Raw genomic sequence first — 16136 nt, 5'->3', positions numbered from 1 at the left:
CTCTACCTCGCTTCCAGTCGTGCCACGCGCCGGGCCAGATCACGTGCGACGCGCACCGTGGCGGTGGTGGTGGTCTTGTCGGAGTTGCCGACGACGGAGGTGACGACCTCGCCCTCGTCGGGGGTGGCCTCGAGACGGATGGTCCGTACGACGTCCGTGACTTCCAGGCCGGACGGCAGGGCGATGGTGACGCGGTCGCCCAGGCCGTAGTCGCGTCCGGCCTGCAGGTCCGGGGTGTCGACGGTCACCGTGGCCAGGGAGGCCTGCGGGTTGTCCTCGCCCAGGGCGAGGTTGCCGGCCTGCGTGAGCTCGCCATTGGTGTTGTCCTTGCCGGACTGCTCGAGGAGTTTCTCGACCCGGTACCAGTCGGTGGCCGCGCCCGAGTTGACCTCGACGTAGACGCGCACGTTGGGCGGTTCCCCCTCGGCCGCCTGGTTCTTCGGGTCGTTGCCGCCCTGCACCAGCTCCGCCGTCGCGGTCGGCGCACCCAGGGTGAAGCGCACCGATCTGAGGTTTCCCAGGCCGGCCGAGAACCGTGCGCTGCCCGTGCGGTCGACGGGCTGGTAGACGCCGAACCGGATCTCGTCGCCGACCTGCCGGGTGCGGAACCCGAGGCCGTCGCCGATGGCGACGGTGCGGCACGCGTCCAGCAGCGGCTCGAACCGGGTGCGGATGGTGCGGGTGGTGCCGACGCCGGCGACGGCGTCGAGGACCAGGCGCTCGATGCGCCGAGCGGCCAGTGCGCCCGGGCCGCAGTTCTCGTTGACCAGCTGGCGGATGATGAGCTCGGCGTTCATGCCGCTGAGGTTGCGCACCACATCGCTGGTGGTGGTCTGCGCGGAGAACGCCACGGCCGGGTTGGGGTAGGTGAGGTATCCGGCGACCCGGGCCAGGTCGTCGGTGAACGTGACGGTGACCGTACCGGGGTGGGCGTTCTGGCCGAGGTCCCAGGTGTAGTCCTGCGGTTCCTCCAGCGGGCCCGCGCACCAGATCGCGTTGTCCCGGATCAGCACCATGCGGTTGCCGGGCTGCAGCAGTTCCACGTACTCGGGCCACGCCGGAAGCGTCACCTGCCCGGCAGCGGGCGCGTTGAAGTTGAGATCGCACTGGACCTTGGTCCACCCGGCGAGCGGGTCACCCAGGACGTTCAGGTTGCGATCGGTGACCAGCAGCTGGATCGTCATGCCGTCTCGTACCTCGGGTAAAAGGTCAGGTCGACGGCGCTGCCGACGGACGCGCCGGCCAGCTGGAACGTCACCGGCGTATCCCCCGGGGGCAGCGACCACAGCACGGCTGCGGGCCAGTTCAGCCCGTCGACGAGGTTCTCGTCGGTGCCGGAGCGCACGCGCGGCGGGTCGGTGGACACGGTGACGGTCTCACCGGCCAGCAGCGGACCGTGCACCGTGGCGGACATGTCGAGGGTGAAGGCCTCGCCGGTGTCCTCCCGGGTGAACGTGATGGCCGAGGCCGGGCCGGTGATGAGCCACTGCGGCCAGACGTCGACGTCGCCCGGGTTCATCACCGTGGTGGCGCCCAGGACCTGGGAGGACGACACCGTCGGGTACGGCACTAGGTAGTCCTCCTGGGCGCCGGTCTCGCGGTGCACGGTCTGCGGGACGACGTCCACCCAGTACGGGTCCTCGCACCACAGGGTCAGCACGGCGCTGTCCCACGTGATGCCGGTCGCGGTCTGCCCGCGCCCGTCCCAGCCGCTGCTGTAGAACACGGAGATCCGCCGCGCGCTGCCGTCCGGCCGGGCCACCTCGAGCGTGCCCGGGGTGCGCACCCCGCCCGGGCCCAGCCGCAGGGTGCGGGTGAAGGCCCGGGCGAGGCGTCGCCAGTTCCGCGTGAACGCCGTGTGGTCCGCGCCTCGGACGAGGACTGGCCACACGATCGTGCGGGGCTGCGGCTGCACGTGCCGCAGCCGGGCGCCGCCGCGCGGATGCGGGTCCGACGTCAGCGCGTACGGAGCCGCTCCCAGACCGGACACGCCCTCGGCCAGGGTGTACCAGTCGGCGTCCAGGTCGGTCATCGGCCACCGGTTGCCGGCCGGGTCGATGTACGTGATGGACGCGTAGCCAATCTCCGGCAGGTCGACCGGGGGCGGAACGGGCGGCGGGGTGACGACCGGCGCCGTGATCAGGGGCATCTACCTGGGCCTCCCTACGCGCTGGCGCGCCTCTTCCTGCCGCTGCAGCAGCTGCAGGTCCTCGACGCTGATCACCGACTGGCGGGGGTAGACGTTGTACGTCACCTGCGTCCGGCCGCCGCCGCTGGACGATGCGCCCTTGGCGGGCGCCGCCAGCTGCCCGGGGTACGCAACCTTCCCGACGTGGACGCGACCGGCGTTGAGGTCCTCCATGAACTTCAGCCCGTACCGCTCGACGGCGGCCGCGCGCATCATGAACTCGCCGGCCGACCCCCACAGCAGGACCGAGTCGGACATGGTCGTGCCCGGCCCCTGCACCATCCCGCCGTCGGGGTAGCCCGGGATCACGCCGCCGGCCGCCCGGCCGAGCAGCCCGCCCGTGGCCGCGCCGGCGTTGGGCCCGCGGCCGCCCTTGCCCGTGTAGATCGTGCGGTGCTCGGTCGTCAGCGTGATCGTCTTGCCGTGCAGGGCGTTGATGCGGCGCTGCGCCTCGGCCAGGGCCCGCTTCAGCTGCTCGATCTCGCCCCGGATGTACGCCTTCTTCTCGCTCGGCGCACGCCGCAGCCGCTCCTTGGCGTCGGCGAGTTTCCGGGTGAGGTCGGCGATGTCCCCGCGGAGGTAGGCGGTCTTGTCCGGTGTTCGCAGGATCTGGTTGGCCAGCGCCTTGGCTTCCTGGCGGTTGAGGCCCATCTGCATGGCGTTCTTGATGAGCTGCTGCCGACCCCGTTCGTAGATGCCGGATACCTCGGACCATGAGGCGCCCGACTCGCGGGCGGCGGCCGCCGCCTCGTCGGTCTTCCCGGCAAGGTCGTTCAGGGCCTGCGCGGCCGCGCGCTGCTTCTCGGTGTTGAGGACGAGTTTCCCGGCCTGCATGTCGAGCACGCCGGCGTTCTCGGCGGCCGCCTTGCTGGCGGCGTCGATGGCGGCCTCGAACCCGATCATCCCTGACAGCCCGCTGCGCTGGACGTCGTTGAGCGCCTGAATGCTCTGCCTCAGCCCGTCGGCACTCTGACGCTGCGCCTCGAGCTGGGCCTGCGTCTCCTGCGCCTGCGCGCCGAACAGGCCCATCGACTCAGCCGCCATCTGCTGTTCCAGGGCCTGCCCGGCCAGCGCATCCCGGTAGGCGTCGAGCTGGCCCGTCACCTCTTCGGAGGTGAACCCCTGCTCCTTCAACCGACCGATGACGTTCTGCAGGCCTGCAGCCGCGAGGTCGGCCTGCCCGTTCGACACGAGTTGTGCGAGCGCCTGGTCGAGGGCGTCGATGTCCTCCTTGGCGTTCTTCACCGGCGTTGAGTCGGTACCGAAGAAGCTGATGATGGACTGCTGCACCTGGTCGAGGCCCTCGGGGTCGACCACCTTCTGCAGGCTGTCGGCCAGGCCCCCGAGATCTTGGCCGTACACGCGCAGCGCCTCGCCGCCGACCTTGCCCGAGCGCCCGAGCTCGATGATGGACGTCGACAGCTTCTCGACGTCCGCCTTGGGCTCCTCGCTCTTGGACGACAGGTAGTCCAGGCCCATGAGCAGCAGTCCCAGGCCGGTCCCAGCCATGGCGATTTTCGCCGTGCGGGACAGGCCGGTGATCGCTGCGCCGACACCTGCGAGACGTCCAGGTGTGCCGGTCGCTGATGCACGCATGGCGGCGATCTGGACCCCGAGCGCGGCCATGGCGGCGCGGGCCGCCTCCGTGCCCGCGGTGGCGAGCGCGACGGCTTTGATCGCGATGGACAGCTGCAGGATGGTCGCGATGGCTCCGGGCGGGACCGCGCTGACGATCTCGGACAGGACGTTGACGACCTCGAGCATGCCGACGCCCACGCCGGATCCGGCCTCAAGGACGTGCAGCAGGGCCTCGCCGATGTTCTCCAGGGTGTCGAACACCAAGGGGCCGGCTTCCTGCGCGTAGTCGAACCACTCCTGCAGCTGACCACCGTCGTACTGGCCGCTCTGCAGCTTGGCCAGGAAGATCGTCAGGCGGTCCACGCCATGGTCGAGAGTGTCGTTCGTGAACCGGGTGAACCGGTCGTTGAGCGCGTCGAACCCGGGGGTACTGATCCCACCGCCGACGAGGGTGATGAGCCGGTCGAACTGCGTGCTGGCGCCCCGCACGAGGCCGGTCGTCGTCGGCAGCAGCGCGTTGGCGACGGCGACGCCCTTGGTGAAGGGCGCCATGACGTCGTCGGCCAGGTCGTCGGACCACTCCTTGTAGTTGTCCTTGAGCAGGCCCACAGCGATGGCGGCCTCACGCGTCGCAGGCGGCAGCTTCTCCAGCGCACGCTGGTACTCGACCTGCGCCTTGACGGCCTGCTGCGAGGTGGCGCCGTACTGCTCGACGGCCTCCTCGTACTTCTTCTGCGCGTCGGCTGCCTCGCTGATGGCGGCGACCTGCGGGCCGAGCGCGAGCGCGTAGGCGCCGGCCGCCACGGTGACCGCGCCCAGCTGCCCAGCGAGCGCGGCCGCCGAACTGGTCAGGCCCGCGGCCGCCGGGATGGCGGCCGGCAGCAGGCTGATCAGGTTCGCCTTGAGCGACTCGCCCAGCTTGTCGGTCGAGTCGGACAGCGTGTTCATGCTGCGCTGCACGATCGCCGAGTGGTCGTCGACGCGGCGCTGCGCATCGGCCAGCGACAGGAACTGGCCCTGCAGGTCGCGCAGGTTGCCGTCGGCGTCGGCCGTGATGCCGGCCAGGCGCAGCCGCAGACGGTCCGCCGCGTCGGCGGTGCCGTTCATCACGCGGCTCAGTTCATCGCGCCCGGCGAGGATGAAGGTGAGGCGCTCCGCCACCGGTCACCTCCTCACCGTGTAGCGACGTGGTGCTGGATCCACAGCACGGCGGACTCCAGCTCCTCAGCGGACAGGTGCTGGATCTCCCAGGGACGGATGTGCAGGTAGTGCGCGAGCAGCCACCGGTAGTCCCGGATCAGTCCCCGGAGTCCCGGTGGCGGCGCGTCAAGTGGCCTTTTCCCAGGTCGTCTAGGGCGGCGTCGACGTCGTCCGGGTCCTCGGCGAGCTTCCGCAGGTGCGGTGTGAGGACGTCGATGGTGGAGTCCTCCGACTTGGCGAGGGCCTCGCGCATGACGTTGTTGAGGGCCTCGTCGATCTCCGCCCTCTCCAGGCGGGCCCGTATCCGCCGGCGCCAGCCGGGGATGTCGAACGTCGCGAAGTCGAGGTCCGGCTCCGTGCGGCGGCGGAACGCCCACACGACGGCCCGCAGCGCGGTCGCGTCCTGCGCCTGCAGCCGCATCTCGATGCCACGCCAGGGGACGTCCCCCATGGCCTTCTCGATGTCGGCTGCCTCAATCGCCGACAGGTCGTCGGTCGACCACCGCTCGGCGGTGCCGTCCTCCTGCAGGTGGGTGATGATCACGTGTTTCCTCTTCTCACTGAAGGTCCCGCCGGACGTCGGCTAGGACGCGGGCGACCTCGGCCCGCATGCGGGGCACGCCGGCGTCGGTGGTGCGCGACCACCAGCCGGACGGCCTGGCCCACTGCGTCGACCAGCGTTTGCGGTTGCCGTAGACCGGGTGGCGCACCCTGCCCGCCTCGATGACCCACGGCATGTTCCGCACGTCGACGGGCAGCCGCCCCCGGTCCATCCAGACGCGGGCCCCGGGGCTGGCGCCCTGGCGGACGCTGATCCGTACACCGCCCGCCAGCGTCCGGCGCAGAGGCCGGGTGGTGGGCGACGGGCCGCCGCGCGACTTGCGGCCCGAGCCGGGCAGCTGCACGCCGGTGATGGAGCGCTGCAGGTCTGCCTGCAGCGGTTCGGCGGCGCGCCGGATGCGGCGGGCCATGTTCTGCCGGAGCCGAGGGCCGCCCGCCGCGCGCATGCGGCGGGACAGCTCCACCAGCTGCCCGGTGCCCAGGACCTGCACGCTGCTGGGCATGGCCTAGGCCGGGATCTCGACGTTCTCGGCCGGCTCGCTGGTGATGGCGAACTGGGCCATGATCTGCGCGGCCTGGTCGAGCTCGCGGACCTTGGCCTGCGAGGTGACCTGCACGGGGTAGACGTCCATGGTCTGGCCGGGCACGTCACCCTCGTCCATCCACACGACGAACCCACGGGTCTCACGGGTCAACAAGGTCCTGACGTCGTCCGCGTCCTTGGACGCCCAGAAGGTGAGCGAAGAGTCGGCGGCGGTGATCTCGCCCGGGACGGTGGGGGTGAAGCGCGAGCCGAGCGCGGCGGTGGGCACGGTGCCGGATGTGGTCTGCCAGCCCGCCATGGCGCCGGTCTCGCCCTCCAGTGCCGTACCGGCGTTGATCTCGGTACGGGTCGGCGCCTGCTTGTTGGCGATGGTCGGCACCCACAGCACCTTCGTGGTGCCGCGGCGGTAGTAGCGGATGCTCTGGTTGATCGGCGTCGCCATCAGCTCTCGTCCTCTCTGCGGTTCTGCCGCCGGCGCCTCGCCGGGGGCGTGGGTTGCGCGGGCAGCTCGGTGACGACCTGCCAGCCGGCCGCCTGGTGGTGCGGCACCGATACCTCGTCGACCTCGATCGGCTGGTCTGGCAGATCGGGGTGCTTCATCAGGACGCGGCTCATCAGACCGGCACCCGGATCACGGCGACCTCCACGGACGTGACGCCGTCGTAGGTGATGGCGGCCCGTCCGGTGGAAGGGTTGCGGTAGTCGTTGGTGACCGGGATGCCGAGCTCGTCGCCGGCCGGGACGACGATGGCCCGGTCGGCGATCGCCAGCCCGTTGACGGTGCCGGGCGTCGCCAGGGTCACGGTGTGCGAGCTGGCGTCGCCGTTCTTGACGAGCAGCAACACCCCGGCCCCGGTCTGGCAGGTGTCCCCGCCGCCTGCAGCGGGTGTGAACTCGATGGCGCCGCCGGTCAGCGGCATCACTGCGGTGGGCAGTGCGGCCATGTCTCCTCCTAGATGAATCCGCGGCCGGCCACGGTGAGCAGCAGTACGGCCGATGCCCCTTGCGAGGTCTGGTCCTGCATCAGGCGCGTGGCGCCGGCTCCGGCCTCGAGCTCGTCCAGGCCGAGGCTGGGGCTGGCGTGGAGCCAGGCCATCACTCGGGCGGCGATCTGGTAGACCTTCGCGCGGGCGGCCACGATGTCCTGGTCGCCGCGGTTGGAGATGGCCGCGACGGTGAGTTGGAATTCCTCTTCGCGGCGGGTGCCGAGGCCGACGAACTGGGCGACGGACTGGGCAGCTTCGAAGTCGCCGCTGGGGTCACCGTTGAACCCGATGACCAGCCAGTCCATCGCCGCGGTGTCGCTGACTTCGGGGCCGTCTGCGACCCGGACGCCTTCCAGTTCGGGGTCTGCCTTGCCCAGCTCGACGAGGGCCTCGATCACTTGGGGGATGCGGGAGTCCATCTACGCCAGTCCTGGTCCTTGGTCGTCCGGGTTGAGCAGCTGCACAGCCCGGTTGGGGATCGCGTAGCCGAGGCCGGGGATGGGCTCGGTCACGCTGAAGTCGTCGCGGGCGCCGGGCAGGCCGCCGCCGCGGGTGGGCCGCTGGGTGGCCCACAGGTGCTGCAGGATGATGCGGGCAGCGCCGCTGATGTTCTCGGCGACGATGCGCCGTCCTGCGCTGTAGGTGACGCGCAGTGGTCCGCGCAGCAGGCCGCCGTCCTTGCGGCTGACGATGCCGACTGGGCCGTCAACGTTCAGGTCGTCGACGTCGTACGACGAGCCGCCGTTGAGCAGGGGCTCAACGGCTGTCACGGCCAGCACGGGAGGCCTGCGCAGGGCGAGGGACTCGGCGACGCTGACGGCGTGGTCCTCGGTCACGGTCCGGACGGCCACGGGTCCGATGAAGAATTCCACGGCGGTCGTCGTCGCGTTGATCCAGTCCCGGACCTCGTCGTCCTCGCTCGTGTCGGTGAGGCTCAGGTTCAGGTGCTTCTTGGCGTCCCTCAGCGACAGGATCGCCGGCGGCTGCTCTGGCCGGACGTCCAGGACGTCGGTGTAGGCGTAGGCCGGTCCGGTGAACAGCCACCGGATGGTGTGCCGTCCGGGCTGGGCGGTGACGTAGTCGGCCACGTACTTGCCGGTCGTCGCGGGCGGGTTGGTCACCGGCGGTGTGGCGGTGGTGCCGTCCGGCAACGTGATGGTGACCGCCGCGGTGGTGGCGTCGGTGAGGGTGCCGTCCGGGTCTCGGCACTCCGCTGTCAGGCGTGCGGTGACGCCCAGGTCGAACGGCACGGCTCACCTCCTCAGCGGGTCTCGATGGCGTCGCCGCGGCCGCCGCCGCGGGACGTCTCGGCGGCCCGTTCGACGGGCGTCTGGTCGGCCCTGGTCTGGTCGTTGGCCTGGGCGCGTTCGAGGATCGAACCGCGCTGGCCGACGATGCCCTTGCGGGGCTCCTCGGCGTTCTCCTCCACCTGCAGCACGCGCAGCGCCTCCTCCTCGCCCACACCGTCGAGGTACGTCAGGACGTCCTTGACGTTGTGGTCGGCCGGGTTGAACTGGTCGGGGTCGTCGTCCCTGTCCTCGCCGCCTCCGGCGCCGGGGTCGTCGGCGGTGCCGGGGGCGGCGGGGTTGGCCGGCGCAGGCGAGTTGGCCGGCGCCTCGGGGTCGCTGTCGACCGGGGCGGCCGACGGGGCCTGGTCGACGAGCTCGGCCCGGATGGAGTCGGCCCACTTGGCGGACTCGTCATCGGGCAGGTCGACCAGGTCGCCGGGCAGCCAGGAGAAGTCGGGGCCGCTGATGGCCTGCAGTACGCGGATGGTGGCCATCAGCTGCGGTCCGCCGGTCCCCGGCGAGCGTTCGACAGCACGACCGCCGCGGAGTAGATGCCGCCGTTCGTTGCGCCGGCCACGGTCACGGCGACGCGCAGGTAGCGGGCGCCGCCGACGTAGCCGAGCTCGTAGACGGTGTCGTCGTTGGCGGACGTCACCACGGGCTCGGTGCCTTGCAGGTCGGCGTCGGCGACGGCCGACCAGCTGGTGCCGTTGGCCGACTCCTGAACGGTGAAGGTGTGCGTGCCGTCGGTCACGACACCGGTGTCGATGACGACCAGGGCGTCCTGGTAGCGGGCGCCGCTGGCGGCGCGGTCGACGGTCGTGCCGTTCGCTGTCGCGGTGCGGGCGGCCGGCGCGAGTGTGCGCTGCACCCGCGTGTTGTTGTACGGGTTCATGGGGTCCCTTCCTCAAGGGCGGGTGGGTCAGGGCATGGCGGTGCCCGGGGCCGCGGCGTGGAGTGTGCGGCCCCGGGCGGGTGCGGGGGTCAGGCCGCGGCGTGCTCGTATGCGGCGATCGCGGAGGGGTCGTCGACCATGCCGTCCAGCTCGGCGTAGCCGAAGAACCCGGACTGCAGGTAGTCGGCGTACCGCTCGTTGAGGCGGATCGTGGTCACGCCCTGCACCTGCCGCACGACGTAGCCAGCCTGGAAGTCGCCGAACACGATCGACTTGGCGGATGCGGCGGGTACCGGCATCTTGTTGTCGATCGTGTACGGGTAGCCGTTGAGCGTGGACGCGAAGCCCGGGGCCGGGACGGGCACCCACAGCGGGCGGCCGTCGCCGTCCTTGAGCTTGCGCAGGACCTTGAGGGTCTGGTCGTTCATGAGCCAGCGGCAGTTCTGCCCACGGTAGGCGGGGTCGATGCTGTGCTCGAGGTCCACCAGGTCGTCGTAGACGACGGAGGTGGTCTGTCCGGCGCCGCCGGTCTTGCCGACGCGGACCTGGGTGACGAGGCCCTCGGGCTGCTTCACACCGCTGCCGGTGATCAGGTAGCCCGCGGCCGCGCGGCCGATGCGCTCGCCGAGCTTGCGCGGCAGCCACGACTCGATGTCGAACGCGGAGTCCCGCATCAGCTTCCAGCTGAGCTTCACCAGCTTCGACGTGAAGATGTACGCGCTGAGCTCGCGCCGCCCGACGGCCATGTCCTGCTCGGGCACCTGCTGGTTCTCCGACAGCAGGGCGCCCTCGTTGCCCGTGTCGTCGTTGGTCGGCCACCACAGGTCCCCGCCGTCTGCGGTGGTGATGACCTGGCAGATGTTGAGCAGGCCGCCGTAGGCCTTCATCGTCTCGGTCATCGTGTTGCGGAAGGTGTCCGGCACCAGGTAGCCGCCGGCGGTGTCCGGGGTGGTGGCCATGGCGCGCGAGTCCAGGCGGTTGAATCCGCCCTGCAGCAGCTGCCGCTGCTCGGCCTGCAGGCCGTCCATCCCGTGTCGCAGGTAGAGGCCGAACGCCTCGGCGTACCGGGCGGCGTCCGCCTCCTCGTCGTCGCCGCGGTCCGAGGTGGTGATGATCTGGTTGCGGTCGACGCTGCCGAGCTGAGCCATCCGCTCGAGGCGCTCGAGGTCGCCGGACACTTCGGTCAGGCGGGCCTCGGCCTGGTCCCAGTTCTGCCGCTCCTCGGCGGTCAGCTCCCGGTTCTCGGCCTCGGCGGTCTGCATGATCTCCTGCATGCGCTGCCAGACGGTGTTCTGCTCGTCGACCAGGCGCTGACGCCGGGCCAGAGTCTCCGTGGACATAGGTCGTGCTCCCCTTTCCAGGGCATGCCGAGCACCCGGCCGTGGCCGGGGCGGCGGTGTCGGGTGGGTCAGCGGGCCAGGCCGTACCGGGCGGCCAAGGCCTGCATCCTGCGGTCGACCGAGGTACGTGACAGCCGAGTGGCATCGGCCGGCTCGGTGTCGGTGTCGGTGCCGCGAGTGGACTCACCCGGCTCGCGGTCGATCGTCTGCAGCAGGTCGAGCAGTTCGGGCCGGTACTGCGCCCGTTGCTCGATTGCGGCGCTGTCGCCGCGGTGTACGAGGGCGGTGGCCACGGCCCGCAGGCCGGCCTCGGTGTCCTCGTACGCGGGGAAAGTGACGGCCGAGACCTCGAACAGCTTGACCTCGCGCAGGATCCGCAGCTCGGCCTGCACGGTGTCGCCGTCCTTGGTCTCGACGTCGATCAGCTGCCAGTCGTCCTTGACGACCTGGAAGCCGAACGACATGCCGGTGATGTTCTTGTTCCGGACGTTGGCCTTCAGGTCGTTGACGTACGACAGGGCCGGGTCCAGGGCCGAGTCGACGGGCAGGCCCTTGGAGTCCTCGGCCAGCTCGAGGGTGCCGGCCGACACCCGGGACACCACGTAGTAGCTGTCGTGGTCGATCAGGAAGCGAGCGTCACCCTCGCTGATCGTCTTGGCGAACGCTCCCGGGGCGACCTCCTCGTAGAACCCCCAGCGCAGCGGATTGCCGATGCTGGTCCGGGAGTTGAACACGGAGGCGTAGCCGGTGAACCGCTCGCCGCCGCCCTCGCCGTCTGCGCGGATGGAGAGGCCCGCCGTGGACAGCGGCAGGCGGCGGCGCTCCTCAGTCGTTGTCCTCGTCAGGGTCCTCATCGGTGCCTTCCTCCGGCTCGGGTGCGGGGTCGTTCTGGCTCGGTTCCGGTGGCGTGGTGAGCAGCCGCTGCGCCTCGGCCATCAGCGCGGCCGCGCGGACGGCCGCCGGCAGCTGCTCGTTCTGCAGGAGTCGGATCGTCTCGCGGGCGCGTTCCGCCGGCGGCGCGTCCGGTGCGAGCGGGTTGACGCCGAGCGGCGCCATGTAGGTGGGCTGGAGGTAGACGTCGCCGCCCTTGCCCGCGGGCAGCGGCGGCAGGTCCTCGAACCCGCGGATGTCGTCCGACGAGAACGCCCCGACGTCGCGCATTGCCCGGTAGAACGTCGCCCGCGCGGAGCTGTCACCGCGCAGCAGCCCCTGCACGCTGTACTTGGCGTACTGGTTCGCGGGCAGCAGCTCCTTGGTGATGCGCTGCTCGGTCGGTGACAGCCACGTGGGGGCGAGGTCGAACACGACCCAGGCGCCGGCCTGCTGCTCCAGGCCCGTCCCCCAGGACGTGCTCTTGGCGGTCTCCATCAGCAGGAACAACGGAACGCCGAACATCCTGGCTATCTCGGTGTTCTGGAACTCACGCGACTCCAGGAACTGCGCGTCCTTGTAGGGCATCGTGACGGTGTTGAAGGAGGCGCCCGAGTCGAGGACGGCGATCTCCTGGCTGTTGCGCCAGCCGCCCATCTTGGCGGCCCAGCGCTTCTTCAGCGCGTCGGCCTGGTCCGGGTTCAGCCGCTGCTCGGTCTGCAGAACGCCGGCCATGATGTTGCCCTTGCCGAACAGGCGGGCGGCACTCTTCTCGGCGGACTGGGCCAGGCCGATGCCCTCGGCAGCCAGCCGTACGGGCGAGCAGCCGGTGACGCCGTCGTAGCCCAGGCCGGGGATATGCATGATCTCCCGGGACGTCATCGCGTGCCGCACGCCCCAGTCGTCGGTGACCTCGAACACCTTCCCGGACGGCAGGAGGTCGTCGGGCTTCACCTTCCCGGCGCGGACGCGGTCGGGCATGACCGGCCACAGCTCGACGACCACTCCGGCCCGGTTACGGACCTTCTGCAGGTAGCCGTTCCCCCACAGCACCCGGTGCACGTACGGCAGACGCCACAGCTCCAGCGGTGTCAGCTCCGGGTGTGGATCGGTCAGCAGCGGCGCCTTGGCCCGGTCCCTGGTGCCCTGCACGTAGGTGTGCAGCGGCAGGTGTGCGGACACTCCGGCGATCAGGGCGACCGACCGCCACACGGCCGGCATGTGCAGCGACGTCCGCTCCGTGACCGCCGTCCCCGACTCGTTCGGCACGGCGCCGAGGTAGTCGGCGACAGCCTCGGACGTCAGAGGCAGCGCGGGGTTCTCGAGGCTGCGCTGCTCGAACAGACCGAACAGGCTCATCCCTGGGCCCCCTTCCTGCGCGGCTGTACGGGCCCAGGACGGGCCATCTCACGCTCGGTGGCCACGACCCCCAGCACCCCGCCCAGCATCAGCGCAGCGGGCACATACAGCATCGCCACACCGGCCAGGAACAGGACGACGAACGCGGCCTCGGCCCCCAGCAGCGACTGCTGCCGAGTCGGCCGCAGCCTCGCGATCTTCACCATACGTTCGGCGGTCCTTCCTGCTCGGCGTCGTGGTAGATCTCCCAGCCCCAGGCGGCATACGTGCTGGACACCAGAGGGCTGACGTCAACGCCGTCCGACCGGCGCGCCCACAGCCACGCGTCGCCGACGTCACGCTTCTTGGCGCCGGCCAGCGCGGCCGCCAGCGGGGCCTGCCCGCGGTGACGCAGCGTGCCCTCGGTGACCCGGTCGTAGAACTGGCCGCAGGCCTGCGTCAGTTGCCGGACCTTGGGAGAAACCACCAGCTCAGAGCGGTCCTCACGGTCGTCGTCGTCCTCGTACGCCAGGGCCTTACGCAGCGCTGGCACCAGCGATCCGGCCGGGCCGCCCTCGTCGATCACCCACGCGCACGGGTTCCACCGCCGGTCACGCACCTTGACCCAGTCGACGACCCAGTCCGTACCGGGCTGGTGCGCGACGACCTCGACGTGCACGCCCCCGTCGGGGGCCGCGCCGGCCACGGAGATGGCCGTCCATGTCCGCTCAGGGGTGGTCTCGATGGAGAACGCCACCGGGTCCATGGGGCGCGACGCCGGGTCCTCGAGGGCCTCCCACGCCGCCTTGCCGATGACCTGCCAGGTCTCGTCGGTGACCTCGGGGTAGTCGCCGACGCCGAGCCGCTCGCGGTCGAACAGGTCCGGCCGCATCGCCCGCATCTCACGCAGCACGTACGAGGTCCGGATGCGGATGCCGAGTGCGGGGTTGGCCCGGGCGAACGAGGCCTCGTCGTCGCGGTTGTCGTGCTGGTCGCAGACGATGCGGCCCTCGGCGTCGGTCGGGCACTCCTTGACGTGGTGGTCGATGGAGTATTCGAGATACGTCAGCGAGGGATCTGGGTCTCCCTCGGCGAGGGCCCGGGCACGTAGCAGCGCCAGCTGCTCGCTCTCCTCGCCGAGGCCGGCCGACCCGGTGAACACCAGCTGCGGGTTGTGCCGGGCCGACAGCACCGGCATCAGGGCGCCGATCGGCCCGGCCCTCAGCTTCATGGCCTCGTCCATGATGACCAGGTCGCCCGAGAAGCCACGGCCGCTGTCACCGCCGCGGGCCAGGAAGCGGATACGGGCCCCGCTGAAGAACTCGAACCCCTCCTCGCCGTGGCTGCGGCGTACGCGCTTCACACGGCGGCTGAGGGAGTACGAGCCCTCGATGATCTTGTCCAGACGCAGGAACGACTCCTGCGCGGTGTTGAACTGGTGCGCAGTGTGGATGATCAGCTCGTCGCCGAACAGGATCACGCCGCCGAGCTGCCGCGCCTCGAGGAACCCGCCCTTGCCGTTCTGCCGGGCCACGTTGAGGACGACGTCCAGCGACGCCCACCGGCCCTCGTGGTCCTCCTCGAGCGAATGGTGCAGGGCCAGCTGCTGCCACGCATCCAGCTTCAGGCCAGCGTCCTCGGCGAGCTCGATGCACTCCTGCCCGGCGGGCGAGCGGAAGTCCAGCGCCTCCTGGTCCTCGACGCCGTCCCACCGGCCGGTGCCGACGTACCGGCGCCACGGCACGGACAGGATCCGCGGCGTCTGACACCCGATCACGTGGCGTCCCTAGCGGCCGCAGGAGAGAGCCGCTGCGCGCGCCGCTCGGCAAGCTGGTCGATCTTGTCACCCCGCTCCTTGGGCGGCGCGGCCGCGCGCACCACCTGCATGGCCTGGCGCAGCTCACGGGCAGCGGTGGCAGCCGCCTTCGGGTCGGGGGCCGAGTCGAGCTCGGCGGCCAGGCGCAACGCGGCCGCGGCCTGGGCGTTGGCGGCGGGGTCGACGCCGAGGTCCTTAAGCTCGGCCGTCGTCGCCGCGGCGACTGCACCCCGTCGCAGTCGCCGCTTCGGAGCATCACTCATTGGACATCACCCCCCGTAGCCAGACATACAGTCACTGAACGTGACAAGGAAGCAACTACGGAATGTAACGGTGCAGACTGTCACGGAGCGTCACTAATGCAGCTGAGCTGAGCTCGCGTGCATCAGGACCATCGGCGCGGGGAGAGAAGCGGGCGACAAGGGCTTTTGGGTCGCCCGGCTGCCTTCTGAACTTTGGACCCACTCTCCCGCCCTGAGCCGTGATCACGTCGCTCGCGAGGTTCGATCGTTGATCGTTTCGGGGTGATTCGTCGTGCTCGTCGTCGGTCGTGGCTTGCTGTCACCAGTCGCGTGAGGTCTGGGTGGTGACAGGGTGTGCCCCTGCCTGCCGGTACTGCCGGTACCACCGGGTGACCACCCGGTCCATGCCGGCCGACCGCATGGACCTGACGCGCTCACGCACTGTGTCCTCGCCCGGATCCACCACGACGATGCGCGCACGGAGCCTGCGGTAGCGGGCCAGCGCCTTGGGCCCGGGCATGGTGTGGATCAGATACACGTCGACGTCATCCAGGTGCTTGACCGCCTCGTCGATGGCGGCGAACCGTGCGCGCTGGGCGACGCGCTGCACGACGGGGTCCTGGTTCCAGGCCGGTGCGCCCGGGCCGGTGAGCGCCGAAGCGATCCGGTCCATGTCGATGACGATGTCACGGGGCGTAGCGTGCGCTTGGATCCATGTGCTCTTGCCCCCGGCTGGCGGGCCGGTGATGACGTACAGCACGCTGCGTCACCCCTGCGCGAGTTCGGCCCCGTCAGCGTCCGGATGCTGTCCACGCACCTCAAGCACGCTGGTGACGGGCAGCTCGCCGTCGGCGAGGGCCAGGGCAACGCGGGCCCACATCTCGGCAAGGCGCAGGGCCTCGGTGGTCCGTACACCGTGGAACTTGGCCAGGCGCTGCTCGTCGGCCATGCGGTCGCGCTGCCATGCGTTGTCGTGGTGCTGGCGTGCGCGGGCGTCGTCCTCGTGCCGGATGGCCTGGTTGTACTCGGCGGTGGCGCGGGTGGCCCAGTCGTACGCCTGCACCTGGGCGCAGCGCTGCTGGTAGGCGCGTCGCGCTCCGTAGTCCTGCTCTCCGTCGCTCATAGTCACCATCTCCTCGATGCTCGGGCCTGCGGCAGGGTCTGGGTGATGCGGTTGCCGCGTGCCGAGTTGCAGCGGCGGTGTGCGCTGCGGGCGTTGGCGGGGTCGAGGAGGTCACCGCCGAGGCTCAGCGGGATGGCGTGGTCGAGGGTGAAGGCCCAGCGGCTGC

General features: G+C 70.7%; 21 protein-coding genes. All 21 read right to left on the bottom strand.

The genetic code is table 11. The features are described 5' to 3' along the window. Positions 1-2: 2 nt before the first annotated feature. A complete protein-coding gene (locus RIN80_RS10555) occupies positions 3-1184 on the bottom strand; it encodes a siphovirus ReqiPepy6 Gp37-like family protein (protein WP_309095278.1) in 1182 nt (393 codons plus the stop codon). Then, complete coding sequence (locus RIN80_RS10550; protein ID WP_309095277.1) at positions 1181-2149, bottom strand: phage tail protein; 969 nt, start codon at positions 2147-2149, stop codon at positions 1181-1183. The genes RIN80_RS10555 and RIN80_RS10550 overlap by 4 nt, the downstream gene beginning before the upstream one ends. Further along, positions 2150-4927 carry a hypothetical protein gene (locus RIN80_RS10545; RefSeq protein WP_309095276.1) on the bottom strand — a complete coding sequence of 926 codons (2778 nt, stop codon included), beginning with the start codon at positions 4925-4927 and terminating at the stop codon, positions 2150-2152. Positions 4928-5063: 136 nt separating this feature from the next. Then, positions 5064-5510 carry a hypothetical protein gene (locus RIN80_RS10540; RefSeq protein WP_309095275.1) on the bottom strand — a complete coding sequence of 149 codons (447 nt, stop codon included), beginning with the start codon at positions 5508-5510 and terminating at the stop codon, positions 5064-5066. Positions 5511-5523: 13 nt separating this feature from the next. After that, positions 5524-6030: a hypothetical protein gene (locus RIN80_RS10535; protein WP_309095274.1), complete on the bottom strand. Its 507-nt coding sequence runs from the start codon at positions 6028-6030 to the stop codon at positions 5524-5526. Positions 6031-6033: 3 nt separating this feature from the next. Then, entirely contained in the window at positions 6034-6513 is a 480-nt protein-coding gene (locus RIN80_RS10530) for a hypothetical protein (RefSeq protein WP_309095273.1), read from the bottom strand. Beyond that, a complete protein-coding gene (locus RIN80_RS10525; protein ID WP_309095272.1) occupies positions 6513-6686 on the bottom strand; it encodes a hypothetical protein in 174 nt (57 codons plus the stop codon). Before RIN80_RS10525 ends, RIN80_RS10530 begins: the two co-directional genes overlap by 1 nt. Then, positions 6686-7015 (bottom strand): hypothetical protein, encoded by a 330-nt coding sequence (locus RIN80_RS10520; protein WP_309095271.1) that lies wholly within the window; start codon positions 7013-7015, stop codon positions 6686-6688. Before RIN80_RS10520 ends, RIN80_RS10525 begins: the two co-directional genes overlap by 1 nt. Positions 7016-7023: 8 nt before the next feature. Continuing rightward, positions 7024-7476 (bottom strand): hypothetical protein, encoded by a 453-nt coding sequence (locus RIN80_RS10515; RefSeq protein ID WP_309095270.1) that lies wholly within the window; start codon positions 7474-7476, stop codon positions 7024-7026. Then, positions 7477-8307 (bottom strand): hypothetical protein, encoded by an 831-nt coding sequence (locus RIN80_RS10510; protein WP_309095269.1) that lies wholly within the window; start codon positions 8305-8307, stop codon positions 7477-7479. It lies immediately after the preceding gene. Positions 8308-8318: 11 nt separating this feature from the next. Next, on the bottom strand, positions 8319-8840 hold the full coding sequence (locus RIN80_RS10505) for a hypothetical protein (protein ID WP_309095268.1): 522 nt from the start codon (positions 8838-8840) through the stop codon (positions 8319-8321). Next, complete coding sequence (locus tag RIN80_RS10500) at positions 8840-9241, bottom strand: hypothetical protein (protein ID WP_309095267.1); 402 nt, start codon at positions 9239-9241, stop codon at positions 8840-8842. The genes RIN80_RS10505 and RIN80_RS10500 overlap by 1 nt, the downstream gene beginning before the upstream one ends. Positions 9242-9330: 89 nt before the next feature. Then, positions 9331-10581, bottom strand: coding sequence for a phage major capsid protein (locus RIN80_RS10495; RefSeq protein WP_309095266.1), 1251 nt, complete (start codon positions 10579-10581; stop codon positions 9331-9333). A 68-nt stretch (positions 10582-10649) separates the two neighbouring features. Beyond that, positions 10650-11435 carry an HK97 family phage prohead protease gene (locus RIN80_RS10490; RefSeq protein ID WP_309095265.1) on the bottom strand — a complete coding sequence of 262 codons (786 nt, stop codon included), beginning with the start codon at positions 11433-11435 and terminating at the stop codon, positions 10650-10652. Next, positions 11407-12810 (bottom strand): phage portal protein, encoded by a 1404-nt coding sequence (locus tag RIN80_RS10485; RefSeq protein ID WP_309095264.1) that lies wholly within the window; start codon positions 12808-12810, stop codon positions 11407-11409. The genes RIN80_RS10490 and RIN80_RS10485 overlap by 29 nt, the downstream gene beginning before the upstream one ends. Continuing rightward, positions 12807-13016: a hypothetical protein gene (locus RIN80_RS10480; RefSeq protein ID WP_309095263.1), complete on the bottom strand. Its 210-nt coding sequence runs from the start codon at positions 13014-13016 to the stop codon at positions 12807-12809. The genes RIN80_RS10485 and RIN80_RS10480 overlap by 4 nt, the downstream gene beginning before the upstream one ends. Beyond that, positions 13010-14566: a terminase gene (locus tag RIN80_RS10475; RefSeq protein WP_309095262.1), complete on the bottom strand. Its 1557-nt coding sequence runs from the start codon at positions 14564-14566 to the stop codon at positions 13010-13012. The genes RIN80_RS10480 and RIN80_RS10475 overlap by 7 nt, the downstream gene beginning before the upstream one ends. Next, entirely contained in the window at positions 14563-14868 is a 306-nt protein-coding gene (locus tag RIN80_RS10470) for a hypothetical protein (protein WP_309095261.1), read from the bottom strand. Before RIN80_RS10470 ends, RIN80_RS10475 begins: the two co-directional genes overlap by 4 nt. Positions 14869-15166: 298 nt before the next feature. Then, positions 15167-15607, bottom strand: coding sequence for an AAA family ATPase (locus tag RIN80_RS10465; RefSeq protein WP_309095260.1), 441 nt, complete (start codon positions 15605-15607; stop codon positions 15167-15169). 6 nt (positions 15608-15613) lie between these two features. Then, a complete protein-coding gene (locus tag RIN80_RS10460; RefSeq protein WP_309095259.1) occupies positions 15614-15970 on the bottom strand; it encodes a hypothetical protein in 357 nt (118 codons plus the stop codon). A gap of 2 nt (positions 15971-15972) precedes the next feature. Next, on the bottom strand, positions 15973-16136 hold a 164-nt coding region (locus RIN80_RS10455; protein WP_309095297.1), incomplete at its 5' end, for an HNH endonuclease.

Source organism: Streptomyces sp. (assembly GCF_031181705.1).
Classification (GTDB): Bacteria; Actinomycetota; Actinomycetes; order Streptomycetales; family Streptomycetaceae; genus Streptomyces.
The sequence above is the reverse complement of the archived record's forward strand: the minus strand, read 5'-3'. Positions and strand labels throughout refer to the sequence as shown.

What these genes read in the sequence shown, in the direction of transcription:
- RIN80_RS10555 (WP_309095278.1), bottom strand. Translation starts at nt 1,184, where the DNA reads ATGACGATCCAGCTGCTGGTCACCGATCGCAACCTGAACGTCCTGGGT.
- RIN80_RS10550 (WP_309095277.1), bottom strand. Translation starts at nt 2,149, where the DNA reads ATGCCCCTGATCACGGCGCCGGTCGTCACCCCGCCGCCCGTTCCGCCC.
- RIN80_RS10535 (WP_309095274.1), bottom strand. Translation starts at nt 6,030, where the DNA reads ATGCCCAGCAGCGTGCAGGTCCTGGGCACCGGGCAGCTGGTGGAGCTG.
- RIN80_RS10530 (WP_309095273.1), bottom strand. Translation starts at nt 6,513, where the DNA reads ATGGCGACGCCGATCAACCAGAGCATCCGCTACTACCGCCGCGGCACC.
- RIN80_RS10525 (WP_309095272.1), bottom strand. Translation starts at nt 6,686, where the DNA reads ATGAGCCGCGTCCTGATGAAGCACCCCGATCTGCCAGACCAGCCGATC.
- RIN80_RS10520 (WP_309095271.1), bottom strand. Translation starts at nt 7,015, where the DNA reads ATGGCCGCACTGCCCACCGCAGTGATGCCGCTGACCGGCGGCGCCATC.
- RIN80_RS10515 (WP_309095270.1), bottom strand. Translation starts at nt 7,476, where the DNA reads ATGGACTCCCGCATCCCCCAAGTGATCGAGGCCCTCGTCGAGCTGGGC.
- RIN80_RS10505 (WP_309095268.1), bottom strand. Translation starts at nt 8,840, where the DNA reads ATGGCCACCATCCGCGTACTGCAGGCCATCAGCGGCCCCGACTTCTCC.
- RIN80_RS10500 (WP_309095267.1), bottom strand. Translation starts at nt 9,241, where the DNA reads ATGAACCCGTACAACAACACGCGGGTGCAGCGCACACTCGCGCCGGCC.
- RIN80_RS10495 (WP_309095266.1), bottom strand. Translation starts at nt 10,581, where the DNA reads ATGTCCACGGAGACTCTGGCCCGGCGTCAGCGCCTGGTCGACGAGCAG.
- RIN80_RS10490 (WP_309095265.1), bottom strand. Translation starts at nt 11,435, where the DNA reads ATGAGGACCCTGACGAGGACAACGACTGAGGAGCGCCGCCGCCTGCCG.
- RIN80_RS10485 (WP_309095264.1), bottom strand. Translation starts at nt 12,810, where the DNA reads ATGAGCCTGTTCGGTCTGTTCGAGCAGCGCAGCCTCGAGAACCCCGCG.
- RIN80_RS10480 (WP_309095263.1), bottom strand. Translation starts at nt 13,016, where the DNA reads ATGGTGAAGATCGCGAGGCTGCGGCCGACTCGGCAGCAGTCGCTGCTG.
- RIN80_RS10470 (WP_309095261.1), bottom strand. Translation starts at nt 14,868, where the DNA reads ATGAGTGATGCTCCGAAGCGGCGACTGCGACGGGGTGCAGTCGCCGCG.
- RIN80_RS10460 (WP_309095259.1), bottom strand. Translation starts at nt 15,970, where the DNA reads ATGAGCGACGGAGAGCAGGACTACGGAGCGCGACGCGCCTACCAGCAG.